22 protein-coding genes are annotated in these 18054 nt (G+C 72.9%); 7 read left to right on the forward strand and 15 right to left on the reverse strand.

All coding sequences use genetic code 11. The features are described 5' to 3' along the window. From ACIP37_RS35055 to ACIP37_RS35065, 3 genes are all read left to right on the forward strand, one after another. On the forward strand, positions 1 to 738 hold a 738-nt coding region (locus tag ACIP37_RS35055; protein ID WP_400845170.1), incomplete at its 5' end, for a helix-turn-helix transcriptional regulator. Beyond that, on the forward strand, positions 728 to 934 hold the full coding sequence (locus ACIP37_RS35060; RefSeq protein ID WP_400334527.1) for a DUF397 domain-containing protein: 207 nt from the start codon (positions 728 to 730) through the stop codon (positions 932 to 934). The genes ACIP37_RS35055 and ACIP37_RS35060, both read left to right, overlap by 11 nt. Before the next feature lie 69 nt (positions 935 to 1003). Then, complete coding sequence (locus tag ACIP37_RS35065; protein ID WP_400845173.1) at positions 1004 to 1195, forward strand: DUF397 domain-containing protein; 192 nt, start codon at positions 1004 to 1006, stop codon at positions 1193 to 1195. A 126-nt stretch (positions 1196 to 1321) separates the two neighbouring features. Here ACIP37_RS35065 and ACIP37_RS35070 read toward each other — a convergent pair whose 3' ends face one another. The 3 genes from ACIP37_RS35070 to ACIP37_RS35080 form a co-directional block, all read right to left on the reverse strand. Next, positions 1322 to 1822: a nucleoside deaminase gene (locus tag ACIP37_RS35070; RefSeq protein ID WP_363587894.1), complete on the reverse strand. Its 501-nt coding sequence runs from the start codon at positions 1820 to 1822 to the stop codon at positions 1322 to 1324. 77 nt (positions 1823 to 1899) lie between these two features. Then, positions 1900 to 2370: a cyanase gene (cynS, locus tag ACIP37_RS35075; RefSeq protein ID WP_350881326.1), complete on the reverse strand. Its 471-nt coding sequence runs from the start codon at positions 2368 to 2370 to the stop codon at positions 1900 to 1902. A 90-nt stretch (positions 2371 to 2460) separates the two neighbouring features. Then, positions 2461 to 3075 (reverse strand): carbonic anhydrase, encoded by a 615-nt coding sequence (locus tag ACIP37_RS35080; protein WP_363587813.1) that lies wholly within the window; start codon positions 3073 to 3075, stop codon positions 2461 to 2463. Positions 3076 to 3198: 123 nt separating this feature from the next. On the opposite strand from ACIP37_RS35080, the gene cynR reads away from it, so the two are divergent. Beyond that, positions 3199 to 4107 carry a transcriptional regulator CynR gene (gene cynR / locus ACIP37_RS35085; RefSeq protein WP_363630916.1) on the forward strand — a complete coding sequence of 303 codons (909 nt, stop codon included), beginning with the start codon at positions 3199 to 3201 and terminating at the stop codon, positions 4105 to 4107. 133 nt (positions 4108 to 4240) lie between these two features. Here the strand turns inward: cynR and ACIP37_RS35090 are convergent, their stop codons facing one another. Continuing rightward, the gene (locus ACIP37_RS35090) at positions 4241 to 4513 is read right to left on the reverse strand and encodes a hypothetical protein (protein WP_363623997.1); all 273 of its coding nucleotides are present in this window, start codon (positions 4511 to 4513) and stop codon (positions 4241 to 4243) included. Positions 4514 to 4753: 240 nt separating this feature from the next. Here ACIP37_RS35090 and ACIP37_RS35095 point away from each other — a divergent pair, with 240 nt between their 5' ends. Further along, positions 4754 to 5251 (forward strand): GPI anchored serine-threonine rich family protein, encoded by a 498-nt coding sequence (locus ACIP37_RS35095; protein ID WP_400845177.1) that lies wholly within the window; start codon positions 4754 to 4756, stop codon positions 5249 to 5251. On the opposite strand, the gene ACIP37_RS35100 is transcribed toward ACIP37_RS35095, so the two are convergent. Beyond that, positions 5235 to 5549, reverse strand: a complete 315-nt coding sequence (locus ACIP37_RS35100; protein ID WP_363632461.1) for a hypothetical protein — start codon at positions 5547 to 5549, stop codon at positions 5235 to 5237. The genes ACIP37_RS35095 and ACIP37_RS35100 overlap by 17 nt on opposite strands. A gap of 262 nt (positions 5550 to 5811) precedes the next feature. On the opposite strand from ACIP37_RS35100, the gene ACIP37_RS35105 reads away from it, so the two are divergent. After that, a complete protein-coding gene (locus ACIP37_RS35105) occupies positions 5812 to 6555 on the forward strand; it encodes a class I SAM-dependent methyltransferase (protein ID WP_400845182.1) in 744 nt (247 codons plus the stop codon). Positions 6556 to 6594: 39 nt separating this feature from the next. Here the strand turns inward: ACIP37_RS35105 and ACIP37_RS35110 are convergent, their stop codons facing one another. Next, positions 6595 to 7044 carry a hypothetical protein gene (locus ACIP37_RS35110; RefSeq protein WP_400810403.1) on the reverse strand — a complete coding sequence of 150 codons (450 nt, stop codon included), beginning with the start codon at positions 7042 to 7044 and terminating at the stop codon, positions 6595 to 6597. A 9-nt stretch (positions 7045 to 7053) separates the two neighbouring features. Continuing rightward, the gene (locus tag ACIP37_RS35115) at positions 7054 to 7794 is read right to left on the reverse strand and encodes a hypothetical protein (protein ID WP_400810405.1); all 741 of its coding nucleotides are present in this window, start codon (positions 7792 to 7794) and stop codon (positions 7054 to 7056) included. Positions 7795 to 7964: 170 nt separating this feature from the next. Between ACIP37_RS35115 and ACIP37_RS35120 the strand changes: the two genes are divergently transcribed. Next, a complete protein-coding gene (locus ACIP37_RS35120) occupies positions 7965 to 8537 on the forward strand; it encodes an SMI1/KNR4 family protein (RefSeq protein WP_400476453.1) in 573 nt (190 codons plus the stop codon). 13 nt (positions 8538 to 8550) lie between these two features. Here the strand turns inward: ACIP37_RS35120 and ACIP37_RS35125 are convergent, their stop codons facing one another. The 8 genes from ACIP37_RS35125 to ACIP37_RS35160 form a co-directional block, all read right to left on the reverse strand. Beyond that, entirely contained in the window at positions 8551 to 9318 is a 768-nt protein-coding gene (locus tag ACIP37_RS35125) for a 2OG-Fe(II) oxygenase (RefSeq protein ID WP_363632453.1), read from the reverse strand. Between the two features lie 81 nt (positions 9319 to 9399). After that, the gene (locus ACIP37_RS35130) at positions 9400 to 9939 is read right to left on the reverse strand and encodes a hypothetical protein (RefSeq protein WP_363587833.1); all 540 of its coding nucleotides are present in this window, start codon (positions 9937 to 9939) and stop codon (positions 9400 to 9402) included. Between the two features lie 259 nt (positions 9940 to 10198). Further along, on the reverse strand, positions 10199 to 11362 hold the full coding sequence (locus tag ACIP37_RS35135; protein WP_400810409.1) for a hypothetical protein: 1164 nt from the start codon (positions 11360 to 11362) through the stop codon (positions 10199 to 10201). Between the two features lie 82 nt (positions 11363 to 11444). Next, positions 11445 to 12314, reverse strand: coding sequence for a sphingomyelin phosphodiesterase (locus ACIP37_RS35140; protein ID WP_400810411.1), 870 nt, complete (start codon positions 12312 to 12314; stop codon positions 11445 to 11447). Between the two features lie 298 nt (positions 12315 to 12612). After that, the gene (locus ACIP37_RS35145) at positions 12613 to 13809 is read right to left on the reverse strand and encodes a Cmx/CmrA family chloramphenicol efflux MFS transporter (RefSeq protein WP_400810534.1); all 1197 of its coding nucleotides are present in this window, start codon (positions 13807 to 13809) and stop codon (positions 12613 to 12615) included. Between the two features lie 326 nt (positions 13810 to 14135). Continuing rightward, positions 14136 to 15566, reverse strand: coding sequence for a transglycosylase family protein (locus ACIP37_RS35150; RefSeq protein WP_400810413.1), 1431 nt, complete (start codon positions 15564 to 15566; stop codon positions 14136 to 14138). Between the two features lie 145 nt (positions 15567 to 15711). Further along, positions 15712 to 17478, reverse strand: a complete 1767-nt coding sequence (locus ACIP37_RS35155; RefSeq protein WP_400810415.1) for a hypothetical protein — start codon at positions 17476 to 17478, stop codon at positions 15712 to 15714. 225 nt (positions 17479 to 17703) lie between these two features. Beyond that, positions 17704 to 17964 (reverse strand): hypothetical protein, encoded by a 261-nt coding sequence (locus ACIP37_RS35160; RefSeq protein WP_400810417.1) that lies wholly within the window; start codon positions 17962 to 17964, stop codon positions 17704 to 17706. Positions 17965 to 18054: the final 90 nt, after the last annotated feature.

Raw genomic sequence — 18054 nt, forward strand, 5'->3', positions numbered from 1 at the left:
CTCGCGCGCAAGATCGGAGTCCACCCGTCCTACGTCTCGTTCGTCGAACTTGCGCAGCGACCGCCGAGTGAGAAGTTTGCTACCAAGGCCGACGAAGTCCTGCAGACCGGCGGGACCCTGCTGCTGATGTACTGGCAGCTCAAGCACACTGCCCTGGTCCCGGGCTTCCCCGAGTACGCCAACTACGAGAACCGTGCCGCCGAGGTCAGGCTGTTCTCGATCGACATCGTGTCTGGCCTGCTGCAAACCCCTGCCTACGCCAGCGCTTGGGAAGCGGGCAACGTCCGGCGTGGCAACGCCACCCCCGAGCAGGCCGAGGAGCGAGTGAACTTCCTCATGACGCGCCAGCAATTCCTGAACCGCACCCCTCCGCCTCTCCTTCATGCGGTTCTCGACGAGAGTTGCCTGCGTCGGACTGTCGGAGGAACAGAGGTGATGATCGAACAACTGCGGCACCTCGATGAGTTGGCCGCAAACCCGAACATCCTCCTCCAGGTAGCCCCGTATTCTTTGGGTGAGGACCGGCCTTTCAGCTCACACGTGACGTTGCTGACCATGCCGGACCGCAAACTGCTCGGATACACAGAAACCGAGCTGCGCGGGTACCTCGACCGCGATATCAACGCTGTCCTTCCGCTAGCCAGGGACTACGATCGGCTGCAGATCGGGGCACTGAATCAGGCCGCATCCGTGAAGATGATCCGTGCGGTACGGAAGGACTATGAGGATGGACGTTGACCTGGCTAGCGCCGGCTGGCGTAAAAGCACGTACAGCGGCGGGCAGAACGGCTGCGTCGAGGTCGCCGACGGCTTCACCGGCCTCATGCCCGTCCGCGACTCCAAGGACCCCGAGGGCCCGGCCCTTCTCTTCTCCTCCGCCGCCTGGCAGGCCTTCGTCACCGCCACCCGTACCGGCGAGTTCGACTCCAACTAGGCCTATCTGACGCCGGAGTGGGAAGTCATCCCCACCGACTTCCCACTCCACCCACAGGAGGCAACCGCGATGGACACCACCTGGCGCAAGAGTTCGCACAGCGGCAGTGGCGGTCAGTGCATCGAGGTAGCCGACGGCTTCATCGGCGTGCAGCCCGTCCGCGACTCCAAGGACCCCGACGGGCCCGCCCTCCTCTTCCCCTCCCCCGCCTGGCAGGCCTTCGTCACCGCAGTCCGCGCCGACGAGTTCGACGCCCGGTAGACCCGCCTCTCGGCGAACTGACCCGTGGCCTGCGGAGGAGGAAGCCGACTGCGGCGAGGACCCGGCCGTTCTCCAGCCGGATCCACGCGGCCTTCTCGATCGGCTCGGGCATCGCGTGCGCCCTCGTCAGGCCGCGACGGGCGCGCCGGCGACGCGGCGTTCGCCGCCGTTGCGCTCGCGCCACGCCCGGTAGACGTCGATGGCCGCGTCGCTGGGCAGGTAGCGCATCGGCAGCCGGCGCTCGTCCCAGTTCTTGGCGAACTCGGTGTAGAAGGTGGCGAGTTCGAAGTACTTGCGGTCGTCGACGTAGTGCGGTTCGTAGTCGTCGCGGGTGGTGAGGAAGACGACCTCGTCAGGGCTGCAGTAGTAGAGCGAGCCCAGGCACATCGGGCAGGGGTGGGCGAGGACGTAGATGGTGGTGCCGGTCAGGTGCTCGGTGCCGAGCCTCGTGCAGGCGTCGCGGATGGCGAGGATCTCGGCGTGCGCGGTGGGGTCGCCGGTCTGGGCGACCTTGTTCGGACTCTCGGCGAGGATCTCGCCGTCCTTGACGATGACGGTGGCGAACGGGCGCCCGCCTTCGGCGACGTTGCGGCGGGCGAGGTCGATGGTGTGCTGGGCGAAGTCCACGGTGGCGGTTCCCTGCTGGTCGGGGGTGGGGCGGCGGGCCGGGGGACCTGTCGGGTCCACCCCGGCCCGCCCGGGGATCAGAACGGCTTGGTGGGCAGGTACTTGCCGTCCAGGGTGATGACGGCGCGGTGGCCGCCCTCGGGGTCCTCGACGGTCTTGACGTCGAGCTTGAAGTTGATGGCGCTGATGATGCCGTCGCCGAGCTGCTCGTGGACCAGGGCCTTGAGGGTGGTGCCGTAGACCTGGAGCATCTCGTAGAAGCGGTAGATGGTCGGGTCGGTGGGGATGCCGCCGGGGATGCTGCCGCGCAGCGGGATGGTCTGGAGCAGCCGGGCCGCGTCCTCGTCCAGGCCCAGGAGCTCGGTGACGGCCTTGGCCGCGTCGGCGGGCAGGGCGTGCTGGCCGAGCAGGGCGGCGGTGACGAAGGCGACGGACAGGCCGGTCGTGTCGGCGAGCTCCTGCCAGGTGAGGTCCTTGCGGGTCTTGGCGTCGACGACCTCCAGGGCGAGCTGCTGACGGGCGGTCTGGTCGAACTGCGCGTGCACCATGGGGTGGGCCTTTCGGGGATGGGGTCCGGGGCGGGTGCCCGGACCTGGTCTGGGGATGGTGGGAGGGAGTGGTCGGAGGGGACGCGGTGGTCAGCCCGCCAGGGCGACGAACCGTCCGCTGTCGGTGTCGAGCGTCTCGGCGGAGCCGGATCCGATGTCGTAGACCCAGCCGTGCAGGGTCACCCTGCCCTGCACCAGGGCCTTGGCCACCGACGGGTGGGTCTTCAGGTTGGCCAGCTGGGCGAGGACGTTGTCCTTCACCAGGGCGGCGACCCGCTCCGCGCCGGCCGGGTGCTCGGCCGCGTCGGTGCGGGCCTTGGCGACGTCCGCGTGGTGCAGCCAGGTGGCGACGGCGGGCAGGCCGGTGAGGTCGCCGCCGGAGGCGAGGGCGGTCATCGCGCCGCACGCGGAGTGCCCGCAGACGATCACGTCCGTGACCCCGAGCACGCCGACCGCGTACTCGATGCTCGCCGCGACACCGTCCGCGCCCCGGGTGTACGGGGGCACGAGGTTGCCGGCGGTACGGATGACGAACAGCTCGCCCGGATCGGTCTGGGTGATCAGCTCCGGCACGACCCGGGCATCCGAGCAGCCGATGAACAGCGCGGTCGGCTGATGGGTGGTGGCGAGCCTCTTGAACAGTGCCGCCCGGGTCGGGAACACCTCCCGGCTGAACCGCTGGAAACCCTGCGCCATCTCGTTCATGAGGTCACTCCTTCTTCGACGACCGTTGGTGCCTGCCGATGACCTCAACGATGCATGACCTGGTCCTATAGTGTCCAAGACGCGGTAGCCATCATTGCCATCAGCACTGCCTATAGTTGGCTCATGGAACTGCGCCACCTCCGGTACCTGCTCGCCGTGGCCGAGCACGCCAACTTCACCCGCGCCGCCGAAGCCCTGCACGTCTCGCAGCCGACCCTCTCGCAGCAGATCAAGCAGTTGGAGAGCTCGCTGCACGTGCAGCTCCTCGACCGCTCCGGGCGCACCGTGCGCCTCACCGACGCCGGCCAGGCCTACGCCCACTACGCGCGCCGGGCCCTGCGCGACCTCGCGGCGGCCGAGCGCGCGGTGCGGGACGTCAAGGACCTCTCACGCGGCACCCTGCGCCTGGCCGTGACCCCGACCTTCACCGCCTACCTGACCGGGCCGCTCATCGGGGACTTCCACGCGCGCCACCCCGGGATCAGCCTGGACGTCCGCGAGATGGCACAGGAACGCATCGAGTCCGAGCTGGCCGCCGACCAGCTCGACCTCGGCATCGCCTTCGGCGGAGCGCACCTGCCGGCCATCACCGCCACCACCCTGTTCACCGAGCGCCTCGGCCTCGTCGTCGCCTCCGACCACCCGTACGCGGCCCACTCGGGCCCGCTCCCGGTCCGCGAACTGGGCGACCAGCAACTCGCCCTGCTCAGCGGTGACTTCGCGACCCGGCAGCACATCGACCGGTTCCTCTCCGACCACCGGGTCCGGCCGCGGATCGCCATCGAGGCCAATTCCGTCAGCGCGCTCGTCGCGATCGTCCAACGCACCGGCCTCGCCACCGTGCTACCCGACGCCACCACCCGCGAACACCCCCACCTGCGCTCCGTCCCGGTCGACCCGCCGCTCCCCTCGCGCGCCGTCGCCCTGCTCCGCCGGGACACCGCCTACCAGAGCGCCGCCGCCCGCTCCTTCGGCGACCTCGCCCGACACCGGGCCCACACCTTCGACCACACCCCCGACGGCCCGGCCTGAAGCGGGTCGCGCCCGGCGGCCCCGCCCGGGAGAAGACCACCCCGACGACCGCGGAGTGGGAAGTCGGCCCGGCCGACTTCCCACTCCGGCCGCCCTGCCGGCGCTCTGCGCGCCGGCGGGCCCGGTCACGCACTCAGGACGAGCCTTCACCACGGATCAGCCGCAGCGCCGGCCCTGCACGCCCGGCCACCCGCCCGGCCCTCGGCCGCTGGGCTTCCCGCTGGGCTTCCCGCTCGGCCTCCTGTTCGGCCACCAGGTCCGCCGACACGCGGGCGCCCAACGCCCGCAGCTCGGCCTTGCGCTCCTCGTCGGCCTCCTCGTCGCCCGGGTAGGCGGCCACGTACTTGACGCCGTGCTCGTCCTCCCAGGCGTAGCTGCGGTACTGCGTCGTCACCTCGTCCGCCACAGGGAACCTCCGTTCCTCGTCTTCGGGGTGACCCACCGTAGGCGACCGACCTGCACCGGGAAAGGGGCCGTGGCGCCCGCACCGCACGCCCCGTCACGCGGCTGACGGGCCGCTTGCCGCCCTCGGACCTCGGGCCACGCCCCCCTCACGGGCCGTCCGTCACCGACGGCCGTTCCCCCGATCGAGGGAAGCGGCGCCCGTCCGTGCGCTCACTCCGGGCCGAACCGAGACACTGAGGCCATGAGGATCTGGAACGGACCCGTCCTGGGCGTGGTGGCACTGGCCGCCGCCGCGATGCCGAGCCTGCTCGCCACGGTGCCGGCACAGGCACAGGCACAGGCCACCGGTCCGGCGGTGGCCGCCCACTCCGCCGAGCGCACGTCCCGGCGCGACGTCTACGTGCCGCGCGTTCTCTCCCCTCGCGCGGGGACGGTCTGGCGGGTCGGCGAGCGGGTCGAAGTCACCTGGGACGTCTCGGATCCGCCGGCGCAGATCACCAACCGCACGGGGTCCATCGCCTTGCGCGCGGGCGGCGTCACCCTCCTCGACCGGGTCCTCGCCAGTGACTTCGACATCCTGCTGGGACGGATGGAGGTGACCGTGCCGGACGTCCCCCCTGGAGACGACTACCGGGTCGTCCTGTCCGGTGATTCCGGCAACTGGTCCGAGCCCTTCACGATCACGTCGGACGGACGGGCCGCCCCGCCGCCGGGTGCGCCGGCTACTCGTCGTCGGTGAAACTGACCGAGCCGATGCCGCTCTGGGTGCTCGAACCACCCGACCTGATGGTCTTGATCTCGTCCCGGCAGCCGGCGCCGAGGTAGACGGCCGCCTCCGCGTCGGTGTCGTTGTACAGCTCGGTGACGCGGCGGCCGAGGTCGTAGCACCGGTCGCCCTCGGGGTTCTCCAGCGTGTGCTCCTGGTTGTTGCTGATGTAGGTGAAAGTCCCCTCCGCGGCTTGGGCGTTGGCCGGGACTGCGATGCACAGAACCGCAGCGGCACCGACGGTGACCAGCGTCCTTCCGAGGCTCTTCACGGACTCGTCTCCTTTGAACGGCGGGCTTCCTCAGCGCTGCCAGTGTGGCCGTTCGGACACGCGAGGACGCGGGACGTCACTCGAATGGCCCTTCGACGGCGTTTCCCCGTCCCCGAAGAGCGGTGTTGGGCGATAGGAGGGTTCGCCCCCGATTCACCGGCCAACTTCTTTGTGCCATCTGCCAGTACGGCGGCCCGGCGGGGCGGAGGAGACTTTCCGCCACGGCCGCGACCCGGCGGGCGGCACACAGGAGGGGCGGCACGTGGGCGTGCAGCAGTACGACGGGATCGGCGAGGCGTTCGAGGGGTTCAAGTCCCTGCCGTTGATCCGCTACGGGGAGGTGCCGAGCTTCCTGGGCCTGGTCGGGGACGTGGACGGCCGGTCGGTCCTCGACCTGGCGTGCGGCACCGGCTTCTACAGCAGGGAGTTCAAGCGGCGCGGCGCCACCGACGTCCTCGGCGTCGACATCTCCGCCGAGATGGTCACCGCCGCGCGCACGATCGAGCGGCGCGACCCGCTGGGTATGCGCTACGAGGTCGGCGACGTGGCCGAACTGCGGCTCTTCGACCGGAAGTTCGACATCGCGCTGGGAGTGCAGTGCCTCAACTACGCCGAGGACGTCGCGGCGATGGAGCGGATGTGCCGCAACATCCACCGGGGCCTGGTGCCGGGCGGGGAGTTCTTCGTGCTCGCCCAGAAGCCCGACTACCGGTTCGACTGCCCGTCCCTGGACACGTACGGGTTCCGCTGCGAACCGACCGGCGAGGAGAGCGAGACGGGGCCGCGGGTGCGGGTCACGGCCCTCCTCGACCCGCAGCCGATCAGCATCGTGGGCGCGGCCCCGCGCCGCGAGGTCTACGAGCAGTGCCTGCGGGCGGCCGGGTTCAGCGACGCCGAGTGGGTCCCGCTACAGGTGTCCGAGGCCGGCCTACGCGAGTTCGGCGAGGACTTCTGGGCCGACCTCCTCGCCAACCCGCCGCTGGAACTGCTGCGCTGCCGCGCCTGAGCGGCCGGCCCGGTCGGGTGTCAGAGATCCGGTCGGGTGTCAGAGATCCGGCCACCTCCTCCACCGGCCCGTCAGGGCGACGTCGGTCTCCTTGAACGCGGCCTTCCACGCACCGCCCTCGCGCACCATCGCGTAGCGGGCCTCGCCGCCGATCAACCCTTCCGGTACGTACACCCAGCACCTGCCCGGCGTCTCCTGTTCGACGCGCAGGATCGGCGCCTCGAACTCCGGCGGCGTGCCGAAGCACAGCAGGTCGTAGCGCGACTGGTGCCGGGCCAGCGCCCTGGCCGCCAGGTGCCTGGCGAACACCGCCTTCACCGCCGCCAGTTGCTCGTCGCCCGTGGTGTCGTGCCGGCAAGAGGCCATCCACTCCTCCCACCGGCGCATCGCGTCGAAGAAGTCCTGCGCCGCCGCTCGGGCGCCTGCCGCACCTTGACCGCTCTGGCCGCGCTGGCCGCCTCGGCCGCCCGGTCGGTCGTCCGCTGGCATCGCTGCGCCTCAGCTCCAGTCGAAGGTCAACAGGGCGAGGCGGTCGACGGGTTCGAAGAACAGCATGATCCAGTCGGCGCCGCTGCCGCGGTAGTGCCAGCCGGGCACCGCCGCCACGAACTCGAAGCGGCGGCCGGAGGGGCCGACGGGCCAGGTGCGGTCGCCGTCGTAGTCGAGCGGGAACAGGTCGGTCTCGATCCAGTTGCCGGCGGAGTCGGCGTAGCCGCCGAGCTGGTCCAGGAGGGCCATCTCGCCGGTGCGGCCGGGGTGCGGCAGGCCGTCGTCGCCGAGCAGGACGAGCCTGCCCTCGCGGCGGAAGCTGTCGCGGTGCGCCCGGTAGCTGTGCTCCTGGCGTTCGCAGTGCTCGGCGAGGCCGGTGTGGAACCCGGGCCAGGGGTCGGGGACTTCGTCCGGGCCCGCCGCCCGGGCGAAGTAGCGCAGGTCGCCGGCCAGGCGGAAGCGGTCGCCCTCCAGCGTGAAGCCGAGCCAGTTCGGGGCCTGGAGCCCCGTGTGGAAGGCCGAGGTGTGGTCACCGATGAGGCCCTCCGACGGCTCCAGCGGGCTCAGCAGGTGGATCCACCCCTGCCAGGCGGGGTTGACCCGGGCCAGGTCGATCGAGACCAGCGGGTGCAGGTGCCGGGCCAGCTCGGCCTGGTCGGCGACGAAGACGTCCGCCGGGTCGGGGTAGATCCGCAGGCCCTCCCCGGCCGTCATGACGTCCTCGCGCACGGCGGTGTCCTCCACGGGCATCCGGGCCTCCTTCGGTGACCACGCGTCGGCGGTCGGTCGGCTGACGATCAGCCCCTTCCTACCAGGAGGCTCCGACAATCAGCCCCGGGCCCCGGGCCCCGGGCCCGCCGACCGACTGTCGGTGACGGGTGCTACGTTCCGGTCCTCGTCACAACGGAGGGGAGTTCCCGATGCAGCAGCTGTGGGCGCGGATCGAGGCCGTGCTCGGGCGGATCGCCCCGAGGTTGGCGGCCGCGATGCCGCCCGGCGCCACCGACGAGCAGATCCGGGCGGCGGAGGCCGCGATGGGGGTGGAACTCCCGCCGGACGTCCGGGACTCCTACCGCTGCCACGACGGCCTGCCGGGGGTCCTGATCGGTCTGCACACCGAGCTCCACTCGCTCGACGCGATGGTGGACGACTGGCGCGAGCGGTCCGCCGACGCCGGGGATCCGCCCTGGGACGAGCGGGAGGAGGACGGCGTGATCCGCCGGGACGTCGCCTGGTCCGCCGGGTGGATCCCCTTCATCGGCATCGGCAACGGCGACGTGATCTGCATCGACCTGGACCCGCCCGCCCCGCAGCGCCGCGGCCAGATCATCGACTGGTCGCACGAGGGCTGGCGGGCCGGCTACGAGGCCGCCGGCCTGCGGGAGTTCCTGGAGGCCTTTGCCGCCGACCTGGAGGCCGACCGCTACCAGGTCGACGAGACGGGCGGCGCGTGGAGCAACGGAGGCCTGCCGCTGGTGATGCTGAAGGACTGAGGGCGCAGCCCCGTCAGAGCGCCCCGCTCCCCCGGCGCGCCGGATCGGGGCTGCACAGCCAGCCGTTGACGGCGAAGCGGCTGTCCTCGGGCCGCCGGGACGGGCACCTCACCGGGCGCACCTCGTGCCAGGCGGTGGGGCGGAAGAACACGATGCTGTCGTGCTCGGGCTCCCAGTCCCGCCAGGTGCGCTTCTCCCACTCGCCCGTCGTCCCGCCGTACAGCGGCAGGGCGGCGTCGAACACGCGCAGTGCGCCGCCGCCGAACGGCCGGGGCGTGCCGTGCAGGTAGTAGACGAAGGTGAGCAGGCGCCGGGGGGAGAACTCGGCGCTGGTGTCCTGGTGCGGCCGGTAGAAGTCGCCGTCGTTGTGCACGTTGAGGGTGTAGTCGGGCTCGGTGTTGCGGCAGGAGACGCCCAGGGTGTGCTCGACCGCCTCCAGCACCTCGTCGATGGCCGCCAGCAGTTCGGGCGCGGCGAACTCCCGGCACGAACGGGAGCGGCGGAAGCCGGGGACCAGCTCCCGGTCCCCGATCAGGGAGGGCTGCAACGCGTCGCCGGCGCGGGCGAGCGCGACGGCGCGTTCCAGCAGGGCGCCGGCCGTCCGCTCGCCCAGGAGCCCGGTGATGCGGCAGACCGTCACCGGGAGCCGCCAGATCGCGTCCGTGCTCACCGGCGACGGCTGCTCCGTCACGGTGTGCGGCCCTGTCATGATGTCCGGCTCTGTCCTGGTGTCCGGCTCCGTCACGGTGCCCGGCCCTGTCCTGGTGTCCGGCTCCGTCATGGTGTCCCGCCCTCTCGTCGTCCCGCGGCCCCGGGCGCGCTCACGCCCGGGGCCGCACCGGCCGGTGCCGCACCCGCGCCCCTACCGGCTCCAGTCCACGGGGACCACGTCCTGCTTGAGCCCGCGGTCGCTGCACACGGCACACGGGTTGCCCGGGACGCCGGGGCCCTGGTCGGTGCCGATGGTGATGGCCCCGTGGGCGCCGGCCGGGGCGTGGACGCCGTCGCCGACCATCGCGGCCTCGTAGCCGCCCAGCAGTTCCTGGAGGGTGCCGGGGCCCAGGTTCTCGGGGGCGGTGATCGCCGCGATGCCGTCGTAGTCGGTGTAGGCCGCGCCCAGCGTCCGGCCGCCCACGGTGGCGAACACGATCCGGGCGCCTCGGATGGGCTCCCCGGTCACCGCGTCCGAGGCCATCGCGTGGATGTTCTCCAGCTGCATCTGGGTGACGTTCAGGCTCGCCTGACTGGCCGAGAGCCTGGTCGGCTTGAGGCTGGGGCACTCCGCCCCGCTGCACGGCGGGGCCGGCGAGGCGGCCGCGGACGCGGTGACCGCGCTCCCCGCGCCCAGCGAGGCCAAGGCCGCGGCCATCACCGCGACGGTCTTGCGACCAACAGAGCTCATGATCCACTCCCGTGGGAACCGCCCGCGCGTGCTCCGCTCCGACGCCCGAGGGCCACGAGGGCCGGGCGCGTGCGGCACGCGACGGGTGCCGCCCCCCATCGGACGACACGGCCGAGCGTAGCCACCGCCCGGCCGGCCCAACCAGCCGACGACCACGAGTTCGCAAGATCTGATGAACAGTCAACGGCGCGGTGACAACGGCGGTCGGGGCGCACCGGCTGGTGCGCAGCGGGGCCGGCCGCCGCGGGGCGCCGGCCCCTCAGCGGGCCGGGCGCGGCGGGTAGGTGGGCGCCGTCCAGGACGCGTGGGCGTTGAACGTCAGGCCCGCCCGGTCCGAGGGGAGCGTGTGGTCCGGGTCGTTGCGGACGACCTCGATGCGGTGGCTCTCGACGTACAGCGCGGTGAGGTGCAGGCCCGGCGCGGGGGCGCGGACCTCCTGCCGCTCCCGGGTCATGGCGGCGACGAAACGCGTGCTGTCGTAGCCGAGTTCGCGGCTGAGGGAGGCGCCCGCCCTGGCGCCGAAGCCCTCGGTCTCGACGCCCGCCTCGAACCCCACGGACAGGCCGACGGCTTCGCGGCAGGCCTGCGCCTGCGCCTCGTCCACCCCCCACGGGACGGTGGCGCCGACCGTGCCCGGGCCCGGGTCCTCCCGCAGGTCGGTGACCGCGACCCGGGTGTAGAACCGCTTGCGCCGCACCGTGTACGTCGGCGAGTTGCGCAGGATCCACTCCGTGGACGCGCCCCGGTCGAGGACGGCGGTGCACGGGAGGACCACCTCCCGGTCGACGACCGGCTCGGTCCGCTCGGGCACGTCGCCTCCGTCCGTGACGGCCGGGCCCTTCGCCGTCCCCTGCCGGACCTGCCGCATCGGCACGTCCAGCACGTGGACGTCGCCGGGGTCCTCCCCCTCGTAGTCGCCGTCGAAGTAGGAGATCCAGGTCGCGATGCCGGGGGTCAGCAGGCAGCCCGTGCCGCCGGGGATCGTCTCGGGGCGGACGGTCTCGGGGATCTCCAGGCCGCCGCGCCCGCGCCAGGCGCCGACGGCCACGTAGGGGCGTCCGCCGATCTCCTCCTTCACGCAGCGCAGGTCGCCCTGGGCGACGAAGGCCGCGCCGCCGAGGTCGCGCAGGACGTCACGGGGCCCGTGGACCGTGTCCGAGGACCACAGCGCGCTCAGCGCCCGGTACCCGGGAGGGGCCACCGGCACCAGGCCGCGCAGCACCCCGTCGGAGTCGGTGACCTTGCGCCACTGCTTGGGCTCGGCCAGCGCGGCCGAGCCGGCGGTGCTCCCCCTCACCCAGGTCATCGGGGCGTTGTCGGGGATGACGCTGCACAGGGCGTGGTAGCCCTCGGGCGGTCTGGTCTCGCCGGTGCTGAAGACGAAGGTGAGTTCGCCGAACTGCTGTGGTGCCGAGTAGCTCATATCCGCTCCTCCTGTCGGACGGCTCGCGCTTGCCGGGCGGGCGTGCCGGTCCGCGGGCGGCCGTCCGGGGGCCGGCCCGGGCTCAGCGGCCCGCGGTCACCGGGTAGTGGTCGCTGTAGTCGGTGAAGGCCCGGCCGCCCGCCTCCCAGCTCGGCGAGGCGGTCTTCAGGACCTCGCTCGTCCAGGCGTCGCACGGCGGGGCGTGGCCCTTGCGAAGCAGGACGTGGTCCGTATCCTCGGCGGGGTCGGCCGGGTGGCGGTGCAGGGCGGCGTCGTTGGCGATGGTGTCGAAGGAGTACTTCCAGCCGGTCCGGGGGCCCGCCTCCTGGAGGTTCCCGAAGCCCAGGACGTCCTGGAAGTCGGGCGAGTGGCGGTCGGTGTTGAAGTCCCCGGCGACGATCACCGGCTCGTGCGCCGGGATGCGGCGGTCCGTCAGGAAGACGTCGATGTCGCGCAGCTGGGAGCGGCGCATGATCCTCGCCTGGCCGGTCAGGCAGGCGCCGTCGTCGGACTGCAGGTGGGTGCCCACCACGTGCACGCGCCGGCCGGTGACCTCCAGTACGGCGTAGGCGAAGCCCTTGGCGGCCTCGGCGTCCCAGCCGCAGGCCACCTCGTAGACGTACTGCTCCATCCGCAGGATGGGCCACCTGCTGACGATCGCGACCCCGCCGCGGGCGTGCAGCGGGGAGATCTGCCGGCCGTGCGTGGCGGCCCAGCCCGACTCGTCCACCCCGACCACCGGCGTGCGGTGGCGGTACCCCCGGCCCTCCAGGCCCTGCATCAGTTCCTCGGAGGGGCCGGGGTCGAAGAGTTCCTGGAAGACCAGCACGTCGTGGTCCGCGACGTACGCGGACTCGGCGATCAGCCGCGAGCGCGCCGCGTTGTTCCAGTCGCCCTCGCTCTTCTGCGTCAGCCAGGACAGGAACATCACGTTGTGCGTCAGAACCTTCAAGGCCGTCCTCTCCGAACCGGCGGGCGCGGGGCGCACACACGGCGGAACCGGTCCGGGGCGCCCCGCCCCCCAAGTCAAGGGGGTCGGCCCGCGCCCGCCGGCGTCGACGCGCCGGTGCCCCGGCGGACGCAACGGGGGCGCGGGGAGGCATCACCGGCTCACGGCAGGACGTGAAGGGGCGTACACGGATGGTGCCGCGCCGGGGCCGTGCCCACCGACGGGGCGTACGGCCGCCGTGGGGAGTCGGCCACGCCGACTCCCCACGGCGCAGCTGCCGCGAGGTGCGGCCCGGGGCCTGTTACGCACCGCCGTGGCGGGGGGCGAGCACCCCGCGCAGCGGGACAGCGGCGAACAGCGCGAGCAGGACGAGCAGGGCGCTCGCCCACAGTGGGCCCAGCGGCCCGGCGCTGGATCCCAGGGTGGGGGCGGCGACCAGCGGTCCGGTGGCGGCGCCGACGTTGAGGGCCGCGGTCGCGTACGAGCCGGCCATGGTGGGGGCGGCGGCCGCCTCGTAGAGGACCCGGGTGATCAGGGTGGTGCCCAGTGCGAACGACAGCGCGCCCTGCACGAACACCAGGGCCAGCAGCGCGGCCGGCTCCTCGGCCAGGACGGCGAGGGCGGGCCAGCCGGCGAGCAGCAGCGGGCCGCCGGCCGCGAGGAGCAGGCGGGGGCGGTGGTCGGCGAGGCGTCCGGCGGTGGTGACGCCGAGCAGGGAGCCGGCGCCGAAGAGCACCAGGGCGACGGGGATCCAGAGCCGGCCCAGTTCGGCGGTGTCGGTGACGACGGGGGCGAGGAAGGTGAAGCCGGCGAAGGTCGCGGCGTTCACCAGGGCGCCGAGCGCCATGACCAGGAGCAGACGGGGGCGGCGCAGTTGGGCGAGTTCGGTGCGCAGCGCCGGTTCGGCGGTGTCATGCGGGGCGGTGTCATGCGGGGCGCTGTCGTGTGGGGCGGGTGCGGCCGGGATGCCGCGCAGGAGGCCGGCGGCGGCGGGCAGGCAGAGGGCGACGACGGCCCAGAAGGTGGCGCGCCAGCCGAGCAGGGTGCCGAGGGCGGCGCCTGCCGGGACGCCGGCGATGGTGGCGAGCGTGGTGCCGGAGAGCAGGACGGCCAGGGCGCGGCCCTTGCGGTCGGGGGCGACCAGGGTGGCGGCGGTGGTCAGGGCGACGGCGAGGAAGCCTGCGCAGGCGAGGGCGGCGGCGACGCGGGTGGCGCACAGGAGCGGGAGGCTGGTGGTGATGGCGCCCGCGGCGTGGGCGGCGGCGAAGGCGAGGAGGAGGCCGAGGAGGCTGGTGCGGGCGGGCCAGGTGCGGGCGAGGGCGGCCATCAGTGGGGCGCCGAGGGCCATTCCGGCGGCGAAGGCGGGGCCGAGCAGGCCGGCCGCCCCGACGCTCACGCCGAGGTCGGCGGCGAGGTCGGGCAGGAGGCCGGCGAGCATGAACTCGGAGGTGCCCATGGCGAAGACGGCCAGGGCGAGGAGGTACAGCGGGAGGGGCATCGGGCGTGTCGGGGACATCTGAGGGCTCCGGAGTGAGGAGATGCGCGGGAGGTCGGCGTCTCGTCACCGCGGTCAGCGCCCGGGGCCTGAGGGCGTGCCCGTCCGGCCGCGGGGTGCGGCGGGAGGGCGGGGTGCGCGGCTCGGGGGTTCAGGGGGCTGACGGCGCGTGACCGAAAGCCCCCACCCTGGATGCCTCGGGGCTCGACATGGTCTGCAGGCTACCGGAGCGGTGTCCGGTGGGGCACGCGGGTTTCGGGCGTCTCCGGGGCGCGCCCGAGCCGCCCGGCGGGTGTGGCCGGGCGGCTCGGGGTGGTCGGGGGCCGGGGTTACGCGGTGGCGGTCGGGAGCTTGGCGGTCAGCGCGGTCGGGACGTTGACCACGTCGGCGGGGCTGTACTTGCCGGGGCCGAAGTCGGCTGCGGTGAGGGCCTTCTTGCCGCCGCCCGCGACCAGCCAGACGGTGGGGCTGTCGGGCGAGAGCAGCAGGGTGCCGTCGGCGGGGGCGCTCTTGGCGGCGGCCGCGCCCAGCCAGGTGCCGGGGACGCCCATGAGCGGCTGCTTGTCGTAGCCCATGGCGGTGAAGTCGGCGTAGGTCAGGGAGACCGCCAGGCCGCCGGCCATCACGTAGACGGTGGAGTCGGTGCCGGCGGCGCCGGTGAGGACCGTGCCGTTCCTCAGGGGCTTGGCGACGGCGCCCTGCAGCCAGGCCTCGGGCACGCCCATCAGGGTCTTGGTGTTGTAGCCGTCGGCGGTCCACTCGCTGCCGGAGATGTGCAGGGCGGTGCCGTTGACCATGACGTACATCGACGGGTCGGTACCGGCCTGGCCGTTGACGACGGTGCCGTTCGGGACGGTGGCCTGGGTGGCGGAGGTGAGCCAGGCGCCGGGGACGCCCATGTCGGCGCGGGTGTTGTAGCCGTCGGCGGTCCATTCGGCGCCGGAGATGGGCAGGGCGGCGCCGGAGACGACGACGTAGCGGGCGTTGCCGCCGGCCTGGTCGTGGACGACGAGGCCGGTCGGGAGGGTGTTGGTGAGCGCGTTCTGCAGCCAGGCGGTGGGGACGCCCATGTCGGGGCGGGTGTTGTAGCCGGCCGCCGTCCAGTCCGCGCCGGAGATGGTCAGCGCCGCGCCGGCGACGACGACGTAGCGGGAGGAGCCGCCGGCCTGGTCGTGGACGACGGTGCCCTCGGGCGGGGTGGTGGGCAGGGCGTTGAAGCGGGCGTCGTCCACCAGGACGATCTTGCTCAGGTCGTAGCCGTCGGGGGCGACGTCGGAGCCGGTGACGGGCAGGCCGGCGCCGCTGATCAGGATCTTGACCGAGGAGCCGTTGGGCGACTTGACGAGCGTGCCGGTGGGCAGCGACGCCGGGTCGGGGTAGGAGGTGCCGGCCGGGTAGGGGTTGGCGTGGTCGGCGCCCAGGTTGGCCGCCGGGCCGCAGTGCGGCCAGGCGCCCTGGCCCTGCCCGGCGAGGACCTTCTCGGCGATCAGGATCTGCTGCTGCTTGGTCGCCCGGTTGGCGTAGGGGGCGTACTGGCTGCCGCCGTAGGCGAGCCAGGTGCTCTGGGAGAACTGGAGGCCGCCGAAGTAGCCGTTGTTGGTGTCGATGCTCCAGTTGCCGCCGCTCTCGCACTGGGCGACCTTGTCCCAGGTGGACACCGAGGCCGCGGAGGCCTGGCCGCCGAGGGCGAGCGGGGCGGCGAGGGCGAGCAGCACGGTGGCGGCGGCGAGGGCCGGTGTCTTGCGGGCGGCGGCGGTCATGACGGAAGTCCCCCTGGGCAGATGCGGGTTGGCTGGTCGGACGAGCGGGTGCGTGCGGGCGCGGTACGTGTGTGCAGGTGCGGTGCGTGCGGGCGCGGGGCGGCCCGGCCTGCGGTGGCCGGGCCGCCCTGGCGGGGTGGGTGCGTCAGGCGACGGTGGGGAGCTTGGCGGTCAGCGCGGTCGGGACCTTCACCACGTCGGCGGCGTTGTAGGAGCCGGGTGCGGCCGCCTTCTTGCTGCCGCCGTTGACGACCTGCCAGACGGTGGGGCCGTCGGAGGACTGGAGCAGGGTGCCGTCGGCGGGGGCGCTCTTGGCGGCGGCCGACTGCTCCCAGCTGCCGGGGACGCCGCGCAGCGGCAGCTTGTCGTAGCCGTAGCCGGTGAAGTCGGCGTAGGTGAGCGGGACGGCCAGGCCGCCGGCCATCACGTAGACGGTGGAGTCGGTGCCGGCGGCGTCGGTGATCAGGGTGCCGTTGGCGAGCGGGCGGGCGACCTCGGCGGCCTCCCATTCCTCCGGGACGCCCAGGACCGGCTGGTTGGCGTAGACGGTGGTGAACTCGGCGCTGGTCATCGGCAGTGCGGAGTTGTTGGCCATCACGTAGATCGACGGGTCGGTGCCGGCCTGGCCCTTGATCAGGGTGCCGTCCGGGACGGTCTTCTTGGCCGTGGTGTTGAGCCACTCGCCGGGCACGCCCATCAGGGACTGGAGGTTGTAGCCGTCGGCGGTCCACTCGGAGGCGGAGATGTGCACGGCGGCGCCGTTGACGACGACGTAGCGGCTGGGGTCGGTGCCGGACTGGTCCATCAGGACGGTGCCGTTGGGCATGGGCTTGGCGATGGCGGCCTTCAGCCAGTCGCTGGGCACGCCCATCAGGGACTGGGTGTTGTAGCCGTCGGCGGTCCACTCGGCGGCGGAGATGTGCATGGCGGTGCCGTTGACGACGACGTAGCGGCCGGCGTCGGTGCCGGACTGGTCCATCACGACGAGTCCGGTGGCCGGGCCGGTGTTGATCGCGCCCTGCAGCCAGCTGGACGGGACGCCCATGTCGGCGCGGGTGTTGTAGCCGTCGGCGGTCCAGTCCGCGCCGGAGATGAACAGTGCCGCGCCGCCGACCACGACGTAGCGGGAGGAGCCGCCGGCCTGGTCGTGGACCACGGTGCCGGGCGGCGGCACGGTGGGCAGGGCGTTGAAGGCACCGTCGTCGACCTGGACGATCTTGCTCAGGTCGTAGCCGTCGGCGGCGACGTCGGAGCCGGCGACCGGCAGGCCCGCGCCGTTGATGATGACCTTGACCGAGGCGCCGTTCGGGGACTTGACCAGCGTGCCGGAGGGCAGCGAGGACGGGGAGGTGCTGACGTCCTCGACGACGTTCTTGTAGCGCCGCGCCTTGTAGTCGCCGTTGGGGTGCGAGTCGAACTTCGCGGCGTTGATGGAGGCGCCGGCGATGTGCTTCACCGGGGTGGAGCCGAAGGAGTAGTAGGAGAAGGTCGTGTGGCCGGGGTCGTCCCACTTCTCGAAGAGCAGGACGTGGTCGTAGAAGCTGTTGAGGACGTCCCCGGGGCGCAGGTCGCTGCGCGGGATCTCGTAGCTCTCGTCGGTGGCGATGGACTGGGTGGTGGCGCTGTAGCCCAGGTGCCAGGCCATGGAGACGTAGCCGGAGCAGTCCTTGCGGTAGTAGCGGCCGCTGGAGTCGGGGAAGGTCGCGCCCTGGTTGTAGGTGAGGCCCGGGTTCTGGTTGAACCAGTACTGGGCGCGGGAGATGATCTCCGACCGGGTGATCTGGCCGCCGACGGTGGACGAGGCGGCGGCGTGGGCCGCGGTGGTGGTGACGGCCGTGGCGGCTATCGCGCCGGAGGCGGCGATGGAGGCGGCGAGGGTGACGCGGGCGAGCTTGGAGAGCGCGGAGGGCACGACGACACGTCCTGACAGGGTGAAAGGGGTGGTGGCGCCGGGGCCGGCGCGGGAAGAGGGGGGCGTGGCCCGGACGGAGGCGGACAGCTGCCCTGCAGGAGCAGCGGTCGGGTGGCCTCGGGCGGCGGCGGGGCGGGTCAGTCCCGGAGGGTGTTCACGGCGGTGGCCGGCGCGGGGCGGGTCAGTCCCGGAGGGTGTTCACGGCGGTGGCCGGCGCGGGGCGGGTCAGTCCCAGATGGTGTTCGCCGGGGTCACGGTGGCCGGCGCGGGGGCCGGGGCGTCCCAGATGGTGTTCGCCGGGGTCACGGTGACCGGCGCGGGGGCGGGGCCGTCCCAGATGGTGTTCGCCGTCGTGGCGGCCGGGGCGGGGGCGGGAGTGGGGCTGTCCCAGATGGTGTTCGCCGAGGCCTGGCCGGCGATCGGCAGGGCGGCGGCGAGGGCGAGGGCGGCGACCGCGGCGGCCTTGGCGAGCGGGGTGCGAAGCATGGGAGTTGACCTCTTTCGAGAACTGGACGGGTGGCGGTGAGTCCGGTGTCGCGTCCCGCGGTAGACGCTCGGCCGGTTTGCCTCCGGGCG

The sequence above is a fragment of the Kitasatospora sp. NPDC088861 genome (assembly GCF_044750105.1).
GTDB lineage: Bacteria > Actinomycetota > Actinomycetes > Streptomycetales > Streptomycetaceae > Kitasatospora.